19 protein-coding genes are annotated in these 18,026 nt (G+C 71.1%); 12 read left to right on the forward strand and 7 right to left on the reverse strand.

Going from position 1 to position 18,026, the window contains the following annotated elements; genetic code table 11:
• Nucleotides 1-2: 2 nt before the first annotated feature.
• The 6 genes from treS to AB5J73_RS25825 all read left to right on the forward strand — a co-directional run bounded on the left by treS (nucleotide 3) and on the right by AB5J73_RS25825 (nucleotide 7,596).
• On the forward strand, nucleotides 3-1,811 hold the full coding sequence (gene treS, locus AB5J73_RS25800) for a maltose alpha-D-glucosyltransferase (protein ID WP_370961253.1): 1,809 nt from the start codon (nucleotides 3-5) through the stop codon (nucleotides 1,809-1,811).
• 5 nt (nucleotides 1,812-1,816) lie between these two features.
• A complete protein-coding gene (locus AB5J73_RS25805; RefSeq protein ID WP_370961254.1) occupies nucleotides 1,817-3,190 on the forward strand; it encodes a phosphotransferase in 1,374 nt (457 codons plus the stop codon).
• A 4-nt stretch (nucleotides 3,191-3,194) separates the two neighbouring features.
• Nucleotides 3,195-5,405, forward strand: coding sequence for a 1,4-alpha-glucan branching protein GlgB (glgB, locus tag AB5J73_RS25810; protein ID WP_370961255.1), 2,211 nt, complete (start codon nucleotides 3,195-3,197; stop codon nucleotides 5,403-5,405).
• A gap of 68 nt (nucleotides 5,406-5,473) precedes the next feature.
• Nucleotides 5,474-5,863 carry a hypothetical protein gene (locus AB5J73_RS25815; protein WP_370961256.1) on the forward strand — a complete coding sequence of 130 codons (390 nt, stop codon included), beginning with the start codon at nucleotides 5,474-5,476 and terminating at the stop codon, nucleotides 5,861-5,863.
• A gap of 40 nt (nucleotides 5,864-5,903) precedes the next feature.
• Nucleotides 5,904-7,088, forward strand: coding sequence for a hypothetical protein (locus AB5J73_RS25820; RefSeq protein WP_370961257.1), 1,185 nt, complete (start codon nucleotides 5,904-5,906; stop codon nucleotides 7,086-7,088).
• Between the two features lie 118 nt (nucleotides 7,089-7,206).
• Complete coding sequence (locus tag AB5J73_RS25825) at nucleotides 7,207-7,596, forward strand: hypothetical protein (protein WP_370961258.1); 390 nt, start codon at nucleotides 7,207-7,209, stop codon at nucleotides 7,594-7,596.
• 63 nt (nucleotides 7,597-7,659) lie between these two features.
• Here AB5J73_RS25825 and AB5J73_RS25830 read toward each other — a convergent pair whose 3' ends face one another.
• Both AB5J73_RS25830 and ppgK read right to left on the reverse strand, forming a co-directional pair.
• Nucleotides 7,660-9,060 (reverse strand): RNA polymerase sigma factor, encoded by a 1,401-nt coding sequence (locus AB5J73_RS25830; protein ID WP_370961259.1) that lies wholly within the window; start codon nucleotides 9,058-9,060, stop codon nucleotides 7,660-7,662.
• Nucleotides 9,061-9,245: 185 nt separating this feature from the next.
• Nucleotides 9,246-10,013 (reverse strand): polyphosphate--glucose phosphotransferase, encoded by a 768-nt coding sequence (gene ppgK, locus AB5J73_RS25835; protein WP_370973323.1) that lies wholly within the window; start codon nucleotides 10,011-10,013, stop codon nucleotides 9,246-9,248.
• A gap of 64 nt (nucleotides 10,014-10,077) precedes the next feature.
• On the opposite strand from ppgK, the gene AB5J73_RS25840 reads away from it, so the two are divergent.
• On the forward strand, nucleotides 10,078-10,896 hold the full coding sequence (locus AB5J73_RS25840) for an inositol monophosphatase family protein (RefSeq protein ID WP_370961260.1): 819 nt from the start codon (nucleotides 10,078-10,080) through the stop codon (nucleotides 10,894-10,896).
• A gap of 306 nt (nucleotides 10,897-11,202) precedes the next feature.
• Here AB5J73_RS25840 and cei read toward each other — a convergent pair whose 3' ends face one another.
• Complete coding sequence (cei, locus tag AB5J73_RS25845; protein WP_370961261.1) at nucleotides 11,203-11,886, reverse strand: envelope integrity protein Cei; 684 nt, start codon at nucleotides 11,884-11,886, stop codon at nucleotides 11,203-11,205.
• A gap of 480 nt (nucleotides 11,887-12,366) precedes the next feature.
• Here cei and AB5J73_RS25850 point away from each other — a divergent pair, with 480 nt between their 5' ends.
• Nucleotides 12,367-12,675: a DUF4193 domain-containing protein gene (locus AB5J73_RS25850; RefSeq protein WP_013224476.1), complete on the forward strand. Its 309-nt coding sequence runs from the start codon at nucleotides 12,367-12,369 to the stop codon at nucleotides 12,673-12,675.
• 147 nt (nucleotides 12,676-12,822) lie between these two features.
• Here AB5J73_RS25850 and AB5J73_RS25855 read toward each other — a convergent pair whose 3' ends face one another.
• Nucleotides 12,823-13,305, reverse strand: a complete 483-nt coding sequence (locus tag AB5J73_RS25855; protein WP_370961262.1) for a DUF3093 domain-containing protein — start codon at nucleotides 13,303-13,305, stop codon at nucleotides 12,823-12,825.
• 24 nt (nucleotides 13,306-13,329) lie between these two features.
• Between AB5J73_RS25855 and dut the strand changes: the two genes are divergently transcribed.
• Nucleotides 13,330-13,833, forward strand: a complete 504-nt coding sequence (gene dut, locus AB5J73_RS25860; protein WP_370961263.1) for a dUTP diphosphatase — start codon at nucleotides 13,330-13,332, stop codon at nucleotides 13,831-13,833.
• Nucleotides 13,833-14,498 carry a DUF3710 domain-containing protein gene (locus tag AB5J73_RS25865; RefSeq protein WP_370961264.1) on the forward strand — a complete coding sequence of 222 codons (666 nt, stop codon included), beginning with the start codon at nucleotides 13,833-13,835 and terminating at the stop codon, nucleotides 14,496-14,498. Before dut ends, AB5J73_RS25865 begins: the two co-directional genes overlap by 1 nt.
• 53 nt (nucleotides 14,499-14,551) lie before the next feature.
• Here AB5J73_RS25865 and AB5J73_RS25870 read toward each other — a convergent pair whose 3' ends face one another.
• Nucleotides 14,552-15,235 (reverse strand): alpha/beta fold hydrolase, encoded by a 684-nt coding sequence (locus AB5J73_RS25870; protein WP_370961265.1) that lies wholly within the window; start codon nucleotides 15,233-15,235, stop codon nucleotides 14,552-14,554.
• A gap of 135 nt (nucleotides 15,236-15,370) precedes the next feature.
• On the opposite strand from AB5J73_RS25870, the gene AB5J73_RS25875 reads away from it, so the two are divergent.
• Both AB5J73_RS25875 and AB5J73_RS25880 read left to right on the forward strand, forming a co-directional pair.
• On the forward strand, nucleotides 15,371-15,751 hold the full coding sequence (locus AB5J73_RS25875; RefSeq protein WP_003074944.1) for an OB-fold nucleic acid binding domain-containing protein: 381 nt from the start codon (nucleotides 15,371-15,373) through the stop codon (nucleotides 15,749-15,751).
• A gap of 9 nt (nucleotides 15,752-15,760) precedes the next feature.
• Nucleotides 15,761-16,483 (forward strand): DUF3159 domain-containing protein, encoded by a 723-nt coding sequence (locus AB5J73_RS25880; RefSeq protein ID WP_370961266.1) that lies wholly within the window; start codon nucleotides 15,761-15,763, stop codon nucleotides 16,481-16,483.
• Nucleotides 16,484-16,619: 136 nt separating this feature from the next.
• Here AB5J73_RS25880 and AB5J73_RS25885 read toward each other — a convergent pair whose 3' ends face one another.
• Nucleotides 16,620-17,276, reverse strand: coding sequence for a TrkA family potassium uptake protein (locus tag AB5J73_RS25885; protein WP_160704385.1), 657 nt, complete (start codon nucleotides 17,274-17,276; stop codon nucleotides 16,620-16,622).
• Nucleotides 17,273-17,938, reverse strand: coding sequence for a TrkA family potassium uptake protein (locus AB5J73_RS25890; RefSeq protein ID WP_370961267.1), 666 nt, complete (start codon nucleotides 17,936-17,938; stop codon nucleotides 17,273-17,275). The genes AB5J73_RS25885 and AB5J73_RS25890 overlap by 4 nt, the downstream gene beginning before the upstream one ends.
• Nucleotides 17,939-18,026: the final 88 nt, after the last annotated feature.

Genomic DNA, 18,026 nt, shown 5'->3' on the forward strand with positions numbered 1-18,026 from the left:
ACATGGCGGAGGAGGCCCGCCCCGACGCGGCACTCGGGCTGGACGGCGTGCCGCACACCGGCGAGGCGATGACCGCCGACGGGATGCTCGTCGAGCCCCAGGCCGGCGATTTCCGGTCGGCGCAGCAGGCGCCGAGCAACCCGGAGTGGTTCAAGGGCGCGGTGTTCTACGAGGTGCTGGTGCGCGCGTTCGCCGACTCCAACGGCGACGGCACCGGCGACCTGCGCGGCCTGGCCGGCCGGCTGGACTACCTGGCGTGGCTCGGCATCGACTGCCTGTGGCTGCCGCCGTTCTACGCCTCGCCGTTGCGCGACGGCGGCTACGACATCAGCGACTTCCGGGCGGTGCTGCCGGAGTTCGGCAGCGTCGAGGACTTCGTCTTCCTGCTCAACGAGGCGCACCGGCGCGGCATCCGGGTGATCACCGACCTGGTGCTCAACCACACCTCGGACGCGCACCCGTGGTTCCAGCAGTCGCGCAACGAACCCGACGGCCCGTACGGCGACTACTACGTGTGGAGCGACGACGACTCGCGCTACGCCGACGCGCGGATCATCTTCGTCGACACCGAGACGTCGAACTGGACCTACGACCCGGTGCGCGGCCAGTTCTACTGGCACCGGTTCTTCTCCCACCAGCCCGACCTGAACTTCGAGAACGTCGACGTCCAGAACGCCATGATCGACACCCTGCGGTTCTGGCTCGACCTGGGCATCGACGGGTTCCGCCTCGACGCCGTGCCGTACCTGTTCGAGCAGGAGGGCACCAACTGCGAGAACCTGCCGCGCACGCACGAATTCCTCAAGCGCTGCCGGAAGGTCGTCGACGACGAGTACCCGGGCCGGATCCTGCTGGCCGAGGCCAACCAGTGGCCCTCGGACGTCGTCGAGTACTTCGGCGACCCGGCGGTCGGCGGCGACGAGTGCCACATGGCGTTCCACTTCCCGCTGATGCCGCGGATCTTCATGGCCGTGCGCCGCGAGTCGCGGTTCCCGATCTCGGAGATCATGACCCAGACCCCGGAGATCCCCAGCGGCAGCCAGTGGGGGATCTTCCTGCGCAACCACGACGAGCTGACCCTCGAGATGGTCACCGACGACGAGCGCGACTACATGTACGCGGAGTACGCCAAGGACCCGCGCATGAAGGCCAACATCGGCATCCGCCGCCGGCTGGCCCCGCTGCTGGACAACGACCGGAACCAGCAGGAGCTCTTCACCGCGATGCTGCTGTCCCTGCCGGGCTCGCCCGTTCTGTACTACGGTGACGAGATCGGCATGGGAGACAACATCTGGCTCGGTGACCGCGACGCGGTGCGCACGCCCATGCAGTGGACCCCGGACCGCAACGCCGGGTTCTCCAGCTGCGACCCGGGCCGGATCTACCTGCCGGTGATCATGGACCCGGTGTACGGCTACCAGGGCCTGAACGTCGAGGCGCAGTCGAACAACGCGTCTTCGCTGCTCAACTGGACCCGGCGGATGATCGAGGTGCGCAAGGAGCACCACGCCTTCGCCGAAGGCGAGTTCGTCGACCTCGGCGGGTCCAACCCGAGCGTGCTGGCCTACAAGCGCCAGTGGCGGCGCCCGGACGGCGGCGAAGACGTCGTGCTCTGCGTGAACAACCTCTCCCGGTTCCCGCAGCCGGTGGAGCTGGACCTGTCCGCGCACCGCGGGTGCACGCCGGTGGAGCTCACCGGCGGCGTGCGGTTCCCCAGCATCGGGGACCTGTCGTACCTGCTGACGCTGCCCGGGCACGGCTTCTACTGGTTCCAGCTGACGAGCCCGGGAGACGAAGGCGAAACGAGGTGAGTCCCTTGTCCGACCCGCGCGCGCTGGTCGACGAACTGGCCGGCGACCTGGAGCGCTGGCTGCCCGAGCAGCGCTGGTTCGCCGGCAAGGACCGGCCGGTGACCGGCGTCCGGCCGCTCGGCGTGACCGAGCTGGTCGCCGGTGATCCGCAGCTGCTGCACGTGGTCGTGGAGGTGATCCAGGACGACCGGCGCGAGCCCTACCAGCTGCTCGTCGGGCGGCGGACGCACCCGCCGGAGATCGCGTCGACCAGCTGGATCGGCGCGGGCGGTGACCTCAACGCCTACGAGGCGTCCGGCGACCTCGACGTCACCGGCGTGCTGCTGGACCTGATGGCCCGCGAGGAGACCGTGGGGTCGCTGACCTTCGAGCACGAGCCCGGCGCGGAGCTCGAGACCGGCCTGCGAGCCCGGCCGATCTCGTCCGAGCAGAGCAACACCTCCCTGGTCTACGGCGGGCAGTACATCCTCAAGCTGTTCCGCAAGCTGACCCCGGGCAAGAACAAGGACCTGCTGCTGCACCGCGCGCTGCAGGCCGTCGGCAGCAAGCACATCGCGCCGGTGCTCGGGTCGATCACCGGCGACCTCGGCGGCGAGCGGACCACGGTCGGCATGCTGCAGCACTTCGTCCCGGACGCCGTCGACGGCTGGGCGATGGCCACCACCAGCGTCCGCGACCTGATGGCCGCGCCGGAGCTGCACGCCGAGGAGGTCGGCGGCGACTTCGCCGGCGAGGCCGAGCGGCTCGGGCGCGCGGTCGCCGAGGTGCACGCCGACCTGGCCGAGGCCCTCGGCACGGAGAGCGTCGACGCCGGCGAGCTGGAGCGCACCACGAAGGCGATGGCCACCCGGCTCGACACGATCGCCGGGCGGGTCCCGGAGCTGGCGGCGCACGCCCCGGCGCTGCGCGCGGCGTTCGAGAAGCTGGCGGCGCTGCCCGCCGGCTCGGTGACGATGCAGTACATCCACGGCGACCTGCACCTGGGCCAGGTGCTGCGGACCGTCGGCGGCTGGCTGCTGATCGACTTCGAGGGCGAGCCCGCGGCGCCGGTGGAGGAACGCCACGCGCTGCGGTCGCCGTTGCGCGACGTGGCGGGCATGCTGAGGTCGTTCGACTACGCGGCCCAGCAGCTGCTGGTCGGGCAGCCCGACGAGCCGGCGCTGGTCGAACGGGCCTTGGAGTGGTCCCAGCGCAACCGGGCGGCGTTCTGCGAAGGCTATGCCGCGGTCGCGGCGGACCCGCGCGAACAGGGCGAGCTGCTGCGCGCCTTCGAACTGGACAAGGCGGTCTACGAGGTGGGTTACGAGCACGCGAACCGGCCCGACTGGCTCGGCGTGCCGCTCGCTTCGATCGCCCGGATCACGAGTGGAGAGGGATGACACCGTGAACGCCGTTCCGGAAGGCCTCCCGGCCGCGGCCCCGCCGGCGGCCGACATCGACCGGCTGCTGGCCGGTTCCCACCACGACCCGCACGCCGTCCTCGGCGTGCACCCGGCGGGCAAGGGGTTCGTGGCGCGGACGCTGCTGCCCGGCGCCAAGGCCGTCACGCTGCACGCCGGCGAGCACCGGTACCCGATGGAGCCGGTGATCGACGCCCTTTTCGCCGTCGCCGTGCCGGAGCACCCCGGTGACTACCGGCTGGAAGTCGAGTACGACGGGCACACCGCGACCGCCGACGACCCGTACCGCTGGCTGCCCACGGTGGGGGAGCTCGACCTGCACCTGATCGGCGAAGGCCGGCACGAGCGGCTGTGGGAGGCGCTCGGCGCGCACGTGCGGTCCTACGAGACGCCGAACGGCGTCGTCGAGGGGACGTCGTTCGCGGTGTGGGCGCCCAACGCGCGCGGCATCCGCGTGATCGGCGACTTCAACGGCTGGGACGGGCGCGGGCACCCGATGCGCTCGCTCGGCTCGTCCGGGATCTGGGAGCTGTTCGTCCCCGGCGTCGGCGTGGGCACCTGCTACAAGTTCCGGATCCTCGGCGCCGACGGCACCTGGCACGAAAAGGCCGACCCGATGGCGTTCGCCACCGAGCAGCCGCCGGCGACGGCTTCGGTCGTCACCGCGTCCGGGTACCTGTGGGACGACGACGGGTGGGTCGCCCAGCGCGAGGCGACCGAGTGGGCCGCGGCGCCGATGAGCGTCTACGAGGTCCACCTCGGCTCGTGGCGGCCCGGGCTCGACTACCGCGAGCTGGCCGACCAGCTCGGCGACTACCTCGTCGAGACCGGCTTCACGCACGTGGAGCTGCTGCCGGTGTCGGAGCACCCGTTCGGCGGCTCCTGGGGCTACCAGGTGACGTCGTACTACGCGCCGACGTCGCGCTTCGGTTCGCCCGACGACTTCCGCTACTTCGTCGACCGCCTGCACCAGCGGGGGATCGGCGTGCTGGTGGACTGGGTGCCCGCGCACTTCCCGCGCGACAGCTGGGCGCTGGCGAAGTTCGACGGCACCGCGCTGTACGAGCACGCGGACCCGCGCCGCGGCGAGCAGCCCGACTGGGGCACGCTCGTGTTCGACTTCGGCCGCAACGAGGTCCGCAACTTCCTCGTCGCCAACGCGCTGTACTGGATCGAGGAGTTCCACCTCGACGGCCTGCGCGTCGACGCGGTGGCGTCGATGCTGTACCTCGACTACTCCCGCAAGGACGGGGAGTGGCTGCCGAACCAGTACGGCGGCCGCGAGAACCTGGACGCGGTGAAGTTCCTGCAGGAGCTGAACGCGACCGTCTACAAGCGACACCCGGGTATCGTGATGGTGGCCGAGGAGTCGACGGCGTGGCCGGGCGTCACGCGCCCGACCCACCTGGGCGGGCTCGGGTTCGGCTTCAAGTGGAACATGGGCTGGATGCACGACACGCTCCGGTACCTGTCGCACGAGCCGATCCACCGGGCGTACCACCACAACGAGATGACGTTCTCGCTCGTGTACGCGTGGAGCGAGAACTTCGTGCTGCCGCTGTCGCACGACGAAGTGGTGCACGGCAAGGGATCCCTGTGGGGCCGGATGCCGGGCGACGCGTGGAACAAGGCGGCCGGGCTGCGCTCGCTGCTGGCGTTCATGTGGGCGCACCCGGGCAAGCAGCTGCTGTTCATGGGCGGCGAGTTCGGCCAGGAAGGGGAGTGGTCGGAACAGCGCTCGCTCGACTGGCACCTCCTGGAGGAACCGCTGCACCGCGGCGTCCAGGACCTGCTGCGGTCGCTGAACTCGGTGTACCGCGCCACCCCGGCGCTGTTCAGCCAGGACACCTCGCCCGAGGGCTTCGCCTGGATCGACGCGAACGACTCGAGCGGCAACGTGCTGAGCTTCCTGCGCATCGGCACCGACGGCTCACGGCTGGCGTGCGTGGCGAACTTCGCGGGCGTCCCGCACCACGACTACCGGGTCGGCCTGCCGGCCGCCGGGCGGTGGCGGGAGGTCGTCAACACCGACGCCGAGGCCTACGGCGGTTCCGGGGTGGGGAACCTCGGCCTGGTGGAGGCGACGGAGGAGCCCTGGCACGGGCAGCCGGCTTCGGCGGTGCTCCAGCTCCCGCCGGCGGGTGTCCTGTGGCTGGTGGAAGAGACCGCTCCGGAGACCCCCGGACTCACGTGACGCCGTGGCCCGGCGGAGTCGCGGAAAAAGACTCCGCCGGGCCTGGGCCGCGGGCTTACCATCGGTGCATGGACGGCTCCGGCGTCGTCGCGAACCTGATCCTCTTCGCCGTGGTCTGCTTCGCCCCCACGGTGCTGTTCTGGTGCGCGCTGCGCGTCCCCCGGCTGGTCCACCGGATCCGCTCGAGGCGGAGCGCGCCGGCGCCGGCGGGGCCGCCGATCGAGCGCGTCGCCGCCGACCTGCGGCGCGTGCACCGGCTGCTCGTCGACTACCCCTCCGGCACCCCCGCCGCGCGGCGCTTCGGCACCCGGCAGGCGTACGACGAGCTGCTCACCCAGGCCTGCCGCCAGGTCGGCGTCCCGCACCGGCTCGCCGAGCTGCCCGAGGGGATGGACCGCGAGATCGAACGGCTGCGCGTCGAGCAGTCGCTGCGGGAGCGCGGGCTGGCCGTCCCTTGAGTTGTACGGCTCGTGTACGTGCCTCGGTCACGCTGCGGGCATGCGCTACCTGATCGGCTTAGTGACGCTGCTGCTGCTCGCCCTGGCGACGCCGGCCCAGGCCGCCGCGAACTTCCCGCGCCTGGCGACGGCCGACGACTTCCGGCTCACCGCCGGCGACACGTTCGCCACCTACGGCTCGCGGGTCAGCGCGCTCGACCGGCAGCTGCCGCCGCGCGGGCTCTCGGCGTTGCTGGGCGACACCAACCGCAAGGCCCGCCCGCTCTGCCACGGCACGTACCTCGCCGCCGCGCTGAAGCCCGCGGGGTTCTGCTGGGAGGACGCCAACGACGACAAGACCAACGACTGGATCCCGCAGGGCCTCACCGGCTCCGGCGACGCCGACCCGGCGACCGGGACCGTGGGCGGCAAGCGCGTCGTCGCGACCTCGTGGCACACCCCGGGTGACACCATGGTCCGGCTGTCCTTTGTGGACGCGACCGGCCTCGGCTACCGGCACGTCCTGCTCGTGGAACCCACCTCCGACAACGATTTCGCGGTGGTCGCGGGCCACGGGCACGGCCTGACGTGGTCCGGCAACCTGCTCTACGTCGCCACCACCGGCGGCCTGATCCGCGTCTTCGACACCACGCACTTCTGGAAGGTCGACGCGAGCGCGGGCACGGTCGGCCGCGGCGCCGACGGCAAGTACCACGCGGCGTTCTACGACTACGCGATGCCGCAGGTCGGTGCCTACTGGTACCCCGGCGGCGGCGCCTGCACGACGGCGGCGGGCGCGCGCCCGTGCCTCTCGACGCTTTCCTTCGACCACAGCGATTCCACGTTCGTGACGGCGGAGCACGCACCGGAGGCGGGCGGCCGGATCTTGAAGTGGCCGTTCGACCGCGCCACCGGCCGCCTGGTTTCGGCGGCCGACGGCCTGGTGCACGCCGCGGAAGGGTTTTCGTCGCCGGTGTGGGGCATGCAGGGAGCGGTGTCGCGCAACGGCTACTTCGTCCTGACCGGCGTGTGCCCGGAGTACGCGGGCGTGGCGGGCGACCACCCGTCCTGCCTGCACGGCGGCGTCGGCGGGGTGTCGACGTCGAGGCTGGCCGGGCAGGCACCGGTGAACAGCCAGAACCTGTCGTACTGGCCGGCGACGGGGGAGCTGTGGCTGCTCAACGAGCAGCTGCGCGAGCGCGTCACGGTGCACGTCCCGTGGACGACGCTGACCGGGCGGGCCTGAAAAGTCGGCAGACCCCGTTCGTGTTTCCCGTGGTCGCGGTGCCTCACCCTGATCTGTGCAGGTGCCCGGTCCACCGTCGCGGGTGTCCGGGCTTGATCCATGATGATCGAGGTGAGTCATGACCAAGGCCAAGCGTGAGAAGGCGGCCAAGTGGCTGAGAGACTCCGCTGCGGTTCGCTGTCCGGACTGGTGCGTGGGCGGCCACCGGACCGGCGACCACCCGGTGGACAGACGACACTTTTCGCGGTGGGAATACCAGTTCCGTCCCGTGCTGATGGCGCCCAAGATCTTTCGGCCGCGCAAGGATGGCTCAGGCCTTCACGATGTCTCGTCGTGGAAGTTGGAGGTCTACGTCGCACAAGGGTGGCAGCAGTTTGAGCCCCGGATCGAGATCATGTCCGACTCCGGTGACAAACCGATCGGGGAAGGAATCAAGCTGACTCTCCGGGACGCCCGGAAGCTTCGGGCCGCTCTCGGCAAAGCTCTCGAGGTGGCGCAGTCGAGCTGAACCGGGCCTGAAACGCGGAAGAACCCCGCCACCGGGGTGACGGGGTTCTTCCGTGAGTACGACTCAGTCCAGGTAGTCCCGCAGGACCTGGGACCGCGACGGGTGGCGCAGCTTCGACATCGTCTTCGACTCGATCTGCCGGATGCGCTCACGGGTCACCCCGTACACCTGGCCGATCTCGTCGAGCGTGCGCGGCTGGCCGTCGGTGAGGCCGAAGCGCAGGCGGACCACGCCGGCTTCGCGCTCGGACAGCGTCTGCAGCACCGACTGGAGCTGGTCCTGCAGCAGCGTGAACGACACCGCGTCGACCGCGACGACCGCTTCGGAGTCTTCGATGAAGTCACCGAGCTGCGAGTCGCCCTCGTCGCCGATCGTCTGGTCGAGCGAGATCGGCTCGCGCGCGTACTGCTGGATCTCCAGGACCTTCTCCGGGGAGATGTCCATTTCCTTCGCGAGTTCCTCGGGGGTGGGCTCACGCCCGAGGTCCTGCAGCAGCTCACGCTGTATGCGGCCGAGCTTGTTGATGACCTCGACCATGTGCACCGGGATGCGGATGGTGCGGGCCTGGTCGGCCATCGCGCGGGTGATCGCCTGGCGGATCCACCACGTGGCGTACGTCGAGAACTTGTAGCCCTTGGTGTAGTCGAACTTCTCCACCGCGCGGATCAGGCCGAGGTTGCCCTCCTGGATCAGGTCCAGGAACGCCATGCCGCGGCCGGTGTAGCGCTTGGCCAGCGAAACCACGAGCCGGAGGTTCGCCTCCAGCAGGTGGTTCTTGGCGCGCTCGCCGTCGCGCACGATCCACTTGAGATCGCGGCGCATCTGGGTGACGAGCTTCTCGCCCTCCTCCTCGGCGGTGCGCACGCGCTCGGCGGCGTAGAGCCCGGCCTCGATCCGCTTGGCCAGCTCCACCTCCTCCTCCGCGTTCAGCAGCGCGACCTTGCCGATCTGCTTGAGGTAGGCACGCACGGAGTCGGCGGACGCGGTGAGCTCGGCGTCCTTGCGCGCCTGGCGCAGCGCCTCGGACTCCTCCTCGTCCCAGACGAAGTCCGGGTTGTCGGAGCTCTTCGCGGCGGCCTTGTCGGCGGCGGCACCACGACGGCGCTGGGCCGGGGTCTCCTCGTCGTCCTCTTCGTCATCGTCGTCGTCGGCCGCGGCGGCGTCCGGCTCGTCGTTGACGGTCTCGTCGACGACGTCGACCTCGACCTCTTCCAGGTCCGACAGGTCGGGCGAGTCGAGTTCGGCTTCGTCGAGTTCGCCAGGACCGTCCGGATCGCCGTCTTCGGTCTTCGCGCCCTTGGTCACGGCCTTCTTCGCGGGGGCCTTCTTGGCCGGCGCCTTCTTGGCGGTGGTGGTCTTGCGGGCCGCAGGCTTCGCCGTCCCGGTGGCTGCCTCTTCGGCCGGCTCGCCGGCTGCGGTCGCTGTCTTCGTCCCGCCTCGGGTTGCGGTTCTTGCGGCTGCCACTTACGCCCTTTCGCAGCGGTCGATCATGACGAGCAACGGCCTGGCGGCCACTGCTGCCTCACATTCGGGGATCACGCCTCGGCCTGCGGTTTTGACCTCCGCAGCCGTGGGCCGTGTTCCATTGTAACGACGGTACGCGCATGAGGTGCGAAGCGATCACCCTCAGCCCCGCCGCGAGCACCGGATCAGTGCTGGATGCCCTCGGCCGCGGCGGCCGCGGCGCCGACGATCCCGGCGTTGTTCTGCAGCGTCGCCACCAGCACCGGAGTGCGGATGTCCAGCAGCGGCACCCATTTCTCGGCCTTCTTGCTGACCCCGCCGCCGACGATGAACAGATCCGGCCAGATCAGGTTCTCGAGCACGGTCAGATAACGGTGCACCCGCTTGGCCCATTCGGGGTACGAGAGCCCCTCGTTGTCCTTCACCGACGCCGCCGCGCGCTTCTCCGCGTCGTGGCCGTCGATCTCCAGGTGGCCGAACTCGGTGTTCGGGACGAGCTTGCCGTCCTGGAACACCGCGCTGCCGATCCCGGTGCCGAAGGTGAGCAGCGCGGTCACGCCCCTGCGCGCGACCGGGTCGCCGAAGCGGATCTCGGCCATGCCCGCGGCGTCGGCGTCGTTGAGCATCGCGACCTGGTCGACGCCGCGGCCGAGCCGCTTGGCGAACAGCGCGTCGGCGTCCGTGCCGATCCACTGCTTGTCGATGTTGGCCGCGGTGTGCGCGACGCCCTTCTTGACGACGGCGGGGAGCGTCACGCCGACCGGGCCGTCCCAGCCCGCCTGCGTGACGATGTCGTGCACGACGTCCGCCACCGCCGACGGCGTGGACGGCTTCGGCGTCTCGATCCGGATCCGGTCGCCGATGAGCTGGCCCTTTTCCAGGTCGACCAAGGCGCCCTTGATCCCGCTGCCGCCGATGTCGATGCCGAAACCTCGGCGGGTCGCCTCCACCACGGACGTGGTCCCTTCTCGCACGATTCAGAAGCCTGCCTCGGAGACTTTAACCGGATGTGGTGACATGTCGGACGTGGGAGTTGACGAGTCGTTGCTGAAAAGCGTCGCGGAGCAGGTCGCGACGGAGGCCGCCGAGCTGGTCCGCGAGGCCTGGGCGGGGATGGCGGACGGCCGTTCGGTGGCCGTGGGCACCAAGTCCGCGGACACCGACGTGGTGACCGCGGTCGACCACGAGTCCGAACGCCTGGTGCGCGCCCGGCTGGCTTCGCTGCGCCCGGACGACGAGGTGCTGGGCGAGGAGGGCGGCGGCGCGGCGGGCGACGGCGTGACCTGGGTGGTCGACCCGATCGACGGCACGGTCAACTTCCTCTACGGGCTGCCGTGGTTCGCGGTGTCGGTGGCGGCGCAGGTCGACGGCGAATCGGTGGCCGGCGCGGTCGTGGAGCCGGCGAGCGGCCGCGTCTGGACGGCGGCCCGCGGTCAGGGCGCGTTCCTGGACGGCCGCCGGCTGGCGGTGTCGTCGCCTTCGCGGCTCGAGCTGACTTTGGTCGGCACCGGTTTCGCGTACGCGGCGGAGCGCCGGACGCGCCAGTCGCGCTTCGCGGCGGAGCTGCTGGGCCGGGTGCGGGACATCCGCCGCAACGGGGCGGCGTCCCTGGACCTGTGCGCGGTGGCGGCGGGCTGGCTGGACGCGTACGTGGAGCACGGCCTGCACCGCTGGGACTGGGCGGCGGGCGCGCTGATCGCGGCGGAGGCGGGCGCGGTGGTGTCCCTGCCGGGGTCGCTGCCGGAGCTGGGCGCGGACGCGACCTACGCGGCGGCGCCGTCGATCGCGGACCCGCTGCGCGAGCTTCTGGCCGAGTGCGGGGCGGCGGAGGTCTGAGCCGAGAGCCGAGCGGGCGGCCGGTGGGTCGCGAATGAGTCATTGGGGACTGCCGGTGCCGCGCGTGAGTCATGGGGGATCGTCGGTGGGTCGCGAGTGACTCATTGGGGACCTCCGGTGCCGCGAATGAGTCATTGGGGACTGCCGGTGCCGCGAGTGACTCATTCGGGACCTCCAGCGCCGCGAATGACTCATTCGGGACGCCGGGCGGCCGGAACTGTCGGTGCTCCCCGGTAGCGTGGAAAACGGGGGGCGCCCCCGCGGCGTCGGCGTCGGCGCCGACGCCGGATCAGCGTGTGAGCCGGGTCAGCAGGCGACGTCGCGGGCCGAGGCCAGCAGGGTCTGGTCGATCACCGGGGCCTTGGCGCCCGCCGACTGCTCGTTGCCGCCGCCGCCCTGGTGGGTCTTGGACCAGTCGGCGAGCTGGGTGAGGACCTGGCGGGCCTCGGCGCGCGGGCGGATGTCGCCGAAGAGGGAGCCCGTCACCAGGTCGACGCTCGCGTCCTTGCGGTTGTCCTGGACCAGCTCGGCGCACGGGACCACCAGGCTCAGCGTCCGGGCCGCGGTGACGCCGTTCTCGCCGAAGCGGATCTGGCCGCGGCACTTGGCCACCCGGCCGTCGTAGGCGGGGTCGTTGGCCGGCTCGCCCGCGCCGGTGAAGCCCAGCTCCTTGAGCGCCGTGGTGGCGATGCCGCCCTGGCCGCGCGTGCTCGACGCGTTGAGGACCTTGACCGCGACCTTGTCCGGCGGGACCGGCGCGCGGTCGTCGAGGGAGTTGTGGGGGAGCGTGCTGAACGTGACACCCGGCGGCGGGCTCGCGGGCGGGTCGCACTTCACGGCCTCGTCGACGTCGCCCTTGCCGACCGCCGCGTTGATCCAGACGATGATCGCGCCGAGGGCGAGCACGCCGATGACGATCAGCGCCGGCAGCGGCTTGTGCTTGCGATACGGCCGCGCCCCACGGTCCCCGATGCCGTTCCCCGACGCCACCTGCCCGTCCCTTCCCGAACACCGAAACCGACCGTGCGAACCCGGCACCGTCGTGGCCGATCAGCCTAGGCGCTGCGGCCGATGCGCATCGTTCCGGGGCACCCCGTTCCACGCCCGATCCCCGTGCGGCGATCGCACCACGCCCGGGACGGCCGGGGCAAGCGGACACGGGCCGCGTGTGGAGTTCTCCACCCGCGGGCAACCCGAACGGACGACAACGCGTCTTACCTGCGGGTTCCCCCTGTCGGGTGACGAATCCCCGGCAATGTCTGACTCGTTGCAGAACCGTCGCGGGCGTGAGCTACCCTTCCCGGGCTCCGGCCGCAGGAAGAGGCGCGAAAAGAAGAGACCTCGGTCACTTCGGCCGTCGGGCACAAACGAGGGCCCTGGAACGTTGACCAGCGGCACGGCGGACTCACGGGGTGACCCCGGGGGTCCGGGAAAACGACTACACAAGCTGATCGCAGGGGTGAGGGACACATGGCTACCGACTACGACGCTCCGCGCCGCAGCGAAGCCGACGAGCTGGCCGAAGACTCGTTGGAGGAGCTCAAGGCCCGGCGGAACGAGAACCAGTCCGGCGTCGTCGACGTCGACGAGGACGCGACCGCCGAGAACTTCGAGCTGCCGGGTGCCGACCTTTCCGGGCTTTCCGGTGAGGACATGACCGTGAAGGTGGTGCCGAAGCAGGCGGACGAGTTCACCTGCTCCGTGTGCTTCCTGGTGCACCACCGCAGCCGGCTGGCCGAGGACAACGGCGGACGCCTGATCTGCCGCGACTGCGCCTGACCGCGCAGGGGTTCTCGGAACAGGGGACGAACAGACGCGACGGAGAGCCTCGAGGGCACCAAGGGGGAGGCTCGAAGCGCGCTGGGGACAAGGGGGCCGGCCGGCAGGCCGGCCCCCTTCCCATGTCTTGCGGGGGTGGAGCCGCGGTCAGGCGCCCTTGAGCAGCTCGGCGACGCGCTCGGGGTGCCGGGTGCTGAACAGCCAGTACGGCGTCGGGTCGCTCGCGTCGGTGAGGCGGACCCGGACCACCGGGCCGACCCAGCCGCGGTGCAGCACGTAGGCGGCGGGGTCGCCGTCCCGCCCGAGCGCCTTGCGCTTGGCCTCCTTGTCGAAGATCTCCACCTCGCCGGCGTAGCGCAGCGGCAGGTGGGCGTCGCCGACCCACAGCTCCGGCTCGTCGCCGCCGGTGACCCGGACCTTCGACCGGCCCAGCGACAGCAGCAGCGCCACGACGACCGGCAGCGCGATCACGTACGGCAGCCACGCCCGGATCCCCGGGTAACCGAGGTCGATCTCGGCGGCGAGCAGGACCGCGCCGAGCACCGGCAGCGGCCAGCCCCACCACGGGACGTACAGCCGCTCGGAGTGCCGGACCGCGGCGCTAGCGGCCGTCTTCGCTGATTCACCCACGGGTAGAGAGTAATCTCGCCGCCCGTGTCCAGCGTTCAGGTACTCCTCTCCCGGGTCGACCCGGATGTCCCGCTGCCCGCCTACGCCCGACCGGGCGACGCGGGCGCCGATCTCGTCACCACCTCGGATATCGTCCTGGCACCCGGGGAACGCGGGGTGGTCGGCACCGGTGTCGCGATCGCGCTCCCGTCCGGGTACGCGGGGTTCGTCCACCCGCGCTCGGGCCTGGCCGCCCGGGTCGGGCTGTCGGTGGTGAACACGCCGGGCACGATCGACGCGGGCTACCGCGGGGAGATCAAGGTCTGCCTGATCAACCACGACCCGGTGCACCCGGTGAAGCTGACGCGCGGCGACCGCATCGCCCAGCTGGTCGTGCAGCGGGTCGAACACGCCGAGTTCGTCGAGGTCGCCGAGCTCGACACCACCGAACGGGGTGCCGGCGGCTACGGATCCACCGGCGGACACGCCACACTGGGAGCACCGGCGCTCGCGACGAGCACCGGCGCGGGGGAAGGAACGGAGAAGTAGTGGGGATTTTCGGACGCAAGCGGCGGACCGAGGGCGGGTCCGCGGGCAGGCACGCCGCGCCCGAGGCCGACGACACGATCGAGGACGAGGCGTACGACGACGAGGACTCGGAGCTTTCGGACGTTTCCGACGGCCCGTTCGACGTCGCGGACTTCGACGACGACGGCGTCCCGCGGATCGACCTCGGCTCGGTGAAGGTGCCGGTGCCCGACGGTTCCCAGGTCCAGGTCGAGATGGACCCGGAGACCGGGGGCGTGCGCGCGGTGCACGTCGTCACCGAGCAGGGCCAGATCACGGTCAGCGCGTACGCCGCGCCGCGCTCCGGCGGGCTGTGGCGCGAGGTGAGCACGGAGCTCGCCGAGCAGCTGCGGGCCGACGGCGCCAAGGTCAACATCGGCCGCGGCAAGTGGGGCCTGGAGATCTCGGCCATCGTCGGCGACGTCGCCCTGCGGTTCGTCGGCGTCGACCGGCCCCGCTGGATGCTGCGCGGCGTGATCGCCGGGCCGCAGTCGGAAGCCGCGGGGGCCGTCGAGGTGCTGCGCGAGATCGTCCGGCGCACGATCGTCGACCGCGGCGACGCCCCGATGCCGGTCCGCACCCCGCTGACCATCACGCTGCCCGAAGCGGTCGCCGAGCACATCGCGGCCCAGCAGCAACAGGGCTGAGCCAACGCCCATGAGGGGCACCTTCACGGCTTCAAGAGCCGTGAAGGTGCCCCTCACGGCATTTCGAGGGCCCGGCGGAAGGCGAGGACGGTCGCCCGGCCGAGGGACTCGCGGTCGGCGCCCAGCGCCGTGAGCGTCGTCTCGCCGAGCGCCGCGCGGGGGAGTGCGCTCGCCCACTCCGATGCGACTTTCGTCGGGTGGATCGGGTCGTCGGTGCACGTGCCGATCCCGGCCGGCACGGCGAGCCGCGACAGCTCCGGGAGCGTCGGCGAGGGACGGCCCGCCGCCACGCGCAGGCCGGCCGCGAGCCCGTCGCCGTGGCGGCGCCACGCCCGGTCCAGTTCGGCCCGCAGCCAGTCCGGGCTGCCCGCGGTCTGCGCCAGCGCGGCGTCGACGCCGGAACCGGCCACCAGATCCGCCGACAGCGTCGCGGCCCGCGACGCGGGTGCTGAGCCCGGGACGCCGTTCCAGGCCGGGAGCGCGGCCAGCAGGCCCCCGCAACGGCCCGGGTTGCGCACGGCCCACTCCGCGGCCAGGTGCGCGCCGAACGAAATGCCGCCGACGAGCAGTTCGCCGTGTTCGTCCGCGAGCGCGTCGAGGGCCGCCAGATAGCCGTCGGCCAGCGCCGCGCCCGGGGGCGGCGGTGGCGCGATGAGCGGGACACCGAGGGCGCGCAGGGGCCCTTCGAAGACGGCCCGGACGAACACTTCGTCCGAGCCGGTGCCGGGCAGCAGCACCGCGGCGGGAACTCTGATCGCGGACGTCACGTTGCGATCTTTGCGCAAAGGCGTTTCCCTGGCGGGAACCGCAGTACGCTGGAATCGCACGGGCCGCAAGCAGTTTGTCGGGGGCCCCGGAGCACAGGAGCACCTATGTCCGCCAAAGACGGCGGCTACTTCAGCCGGCTGGTACGCAAGCTGACCAGCGACGTCGAGGATCTCGACGCAGACGAAATGTCGATGAGGTCGGGCGCCGAAGGGGCGCAGCGGGCCTGTGACTGCCGTTCCGGTGAAGAGGTCACCGTGATGGGAAGACTGCGCAGCGTGGAGCTCTGCCCGACGAACGAGGCCGCCACCCTGGAGGCCGAGCTGTTCGACGGGACACAGGGCGTGACGCTAATCTGGCTCGGCCGCCGCCGGATCCCGGGCATCGAGCCTGGCCGGACGATCAAGGTGCGCGGCCGGATGGCCGAGCGTGACGGCCAGAAGGTGCTGTACAACCCCTATTACGAGCTCCAGAGCCCAGTGAGTTGATCACCCATCGTGACTGAACCCGCCCCGAGCGAGAAGAAGACCGACGCGGACGAAGAACCGCAGCCGACCCTGCTCGAGCAGATGGGCGGCGTGTCCGGCCTGATCTATTCGTCGCTGCCGGTGATCGTCTTCGTGCTGGCGAACTCGTTCTTCGGCCTGACCGCGGCCATCTGGACCTCGATCGGCAGCGCGGTGGCCATCACCGTGCTGCGGCTGGTCCGCAAGGAACCGCTGCAGCCGGCGATCTCGGGCTTCTTCGGCGTCGCGATCGCGGCGTTCATCGCCTACCGGACGGGGTCGGCGAAGGGCTTCTTCCTCTTCGGGATCTACGCGAGCCTGATCTACTGCGGCGTCTTCGTGCTGTCGGTGGTGGTCCGCTGGCCGATCGCGGGCGTCGTCTGGAACATGCTCAACGGCACGGGCCAGGCGTGGCGCAAGGACAAGCCCTCCCGCTACGGCTACGACATCGCGACGCTGTCCATGGCCCTGATCTTCGCGGCGCGGTTCGTGGTGCAGCGCTGGCTGTACCAGGAGGACTACACCGGCTGGCTGGCCTTCGCGAAGATCGCGATGGGCTACCCGCTGTACGCGCTGGGCCTGCTGGTGGTCGTGTGGGCGGTCCGGCGGTCGGACAAGCGCCTGAAGGCGATGGCGGAGACCGAGCCGGCGCCGGAGACGGACGCCGAGGTCGAAGCCCGGCTGCGCCAGAAGTACGCGGCTCCCGAGGCCTGAGCGGGACGGTCTCGAACGAGTTCCGGCTGCCGAGCGCCGCGAATGACTCATTCGCGGCACTGGCGGTCCCGAATGAGTCATTCGCGACACACCAGAAGGCCCCCGGCACACTCCGCCGGGGGCCTTCTCCGTGTCGTCAGTACCCCAGTGCGGTCCGGATCTCCGGCTCCACGTCCGCGGTCGCCACGAACAGCAGCTCGTCGCCCGGCTCCAGCGGGTCCTCCGGCTGCGGCACGATCACCCGGTCACCCCGCAGGATCGTCACCAAGGCCGCGTCGCGCGGCAGCGACAGCTCGCTCACCGGCTTGCCGGCCAGCGGCGTCTCGGCCGGCAGGGTCAGCTCGACGAGGTTCGCGTTGCTCTGCCGGAACGTCATCAGCCGGACGAGGTCGCCGACGCTGACCGCCTCCTCGACCATCGCCGCCAGCATCCGCGGGGTCGAAACCGCCACGTCGACGCCCCAGGCGTCGGTGAACAGCCACTCGTTGGCCGGGTTGTTCACCCGGGCCACCACGCGGCGGACCGCGAACTCGGTCTTCGCCAGCAGCGAGACCACCAGGTTGGCCTTGTCGTCGCCGGTCGCGGCGATGACCACGTCGCACTGCTCGATCCCGGACTCCTCCAGGATCGACACCTCGCAGGCGTCGCCGAGCACCCAGTCGGCCTGCTCGACCGCGTGCGGTTCGAACTGGTCGGCCTCGCGCTCGATGAGCATCACCTGGTGCCTGCCGTCGATCAGCTCGGCGGCGATGGAGCGGCCGACCGCGCCCGCGCCCGCAATCGCGACCCTCATGCCTCGTCCTCCGGTTCGCGGTGGGCCACGCTCGTCACGTCGCTGACGGTGCCCGAGCGCGCGGCCACCCACACGTCGTCGCCGTCCTGGATGACCGTCTTGTGGTCCGGCAGCACGGCGGTGCCGAACCGCATGATGAACGCCACGCGCGCGTCCGTCGCCTCCTGCAGGGACCGGACGGAGTGCCCGACCCAGCCCTCGTGCAGCGGCAGCTGCAGCAGCGCCACGTTGCCCGACGGGTCCCGCCACGCCGACGCCACGCCGTCCGGCAGCAGCGTCCGCAGGAACCGGTCGGTGGTCCACGGCACGGTCGCGACCGTCGGGATCCCCAGCCGCTCGTACACGGCCGCGCGCTTGTGGTCGTAGATCCGCGCGACGACGTGCTCGATGCCGAAGTTCTCGCGGGCGACCCGCGCGGAAATGATGTTCGAGTTGTCGCCGCTGGACACCGCGGCGAACGCGCCGGCCCGCTCGATGCCCGCTTCGATGAGCACCTTGCGGTCGAAGCCGACGCCGACGACCTGCTGGCCGTGGAAGTCGCTGCCGAGCCGGCGGAACGCCTGCTGGTTCTTGTCGATGACGGCCACCTCGTGGCCGAGCCGCTCCAGCGCAGCGGCCAGGGACGCGCCTACCCGGCCGCACCCCATGATCACCACGTGCACGCCCTGCCTCCTCTTCGGCGGTTACCCGTCCGTACCTACCCCGACATGCCAGCGCCGAACCTACCGTGCACCCCGGCGGTTACGCTTC

This window comes from Amycolatopsis sp. cg9 (genome assembly GCF_041346945.1).
In the GTDB taxonomy this organism is placed as follows: Bacteria; Actinomycetota; Actinomycetes; order Mycobacteriales; family Pseudonocardiaceae; genus Amycolatopsis.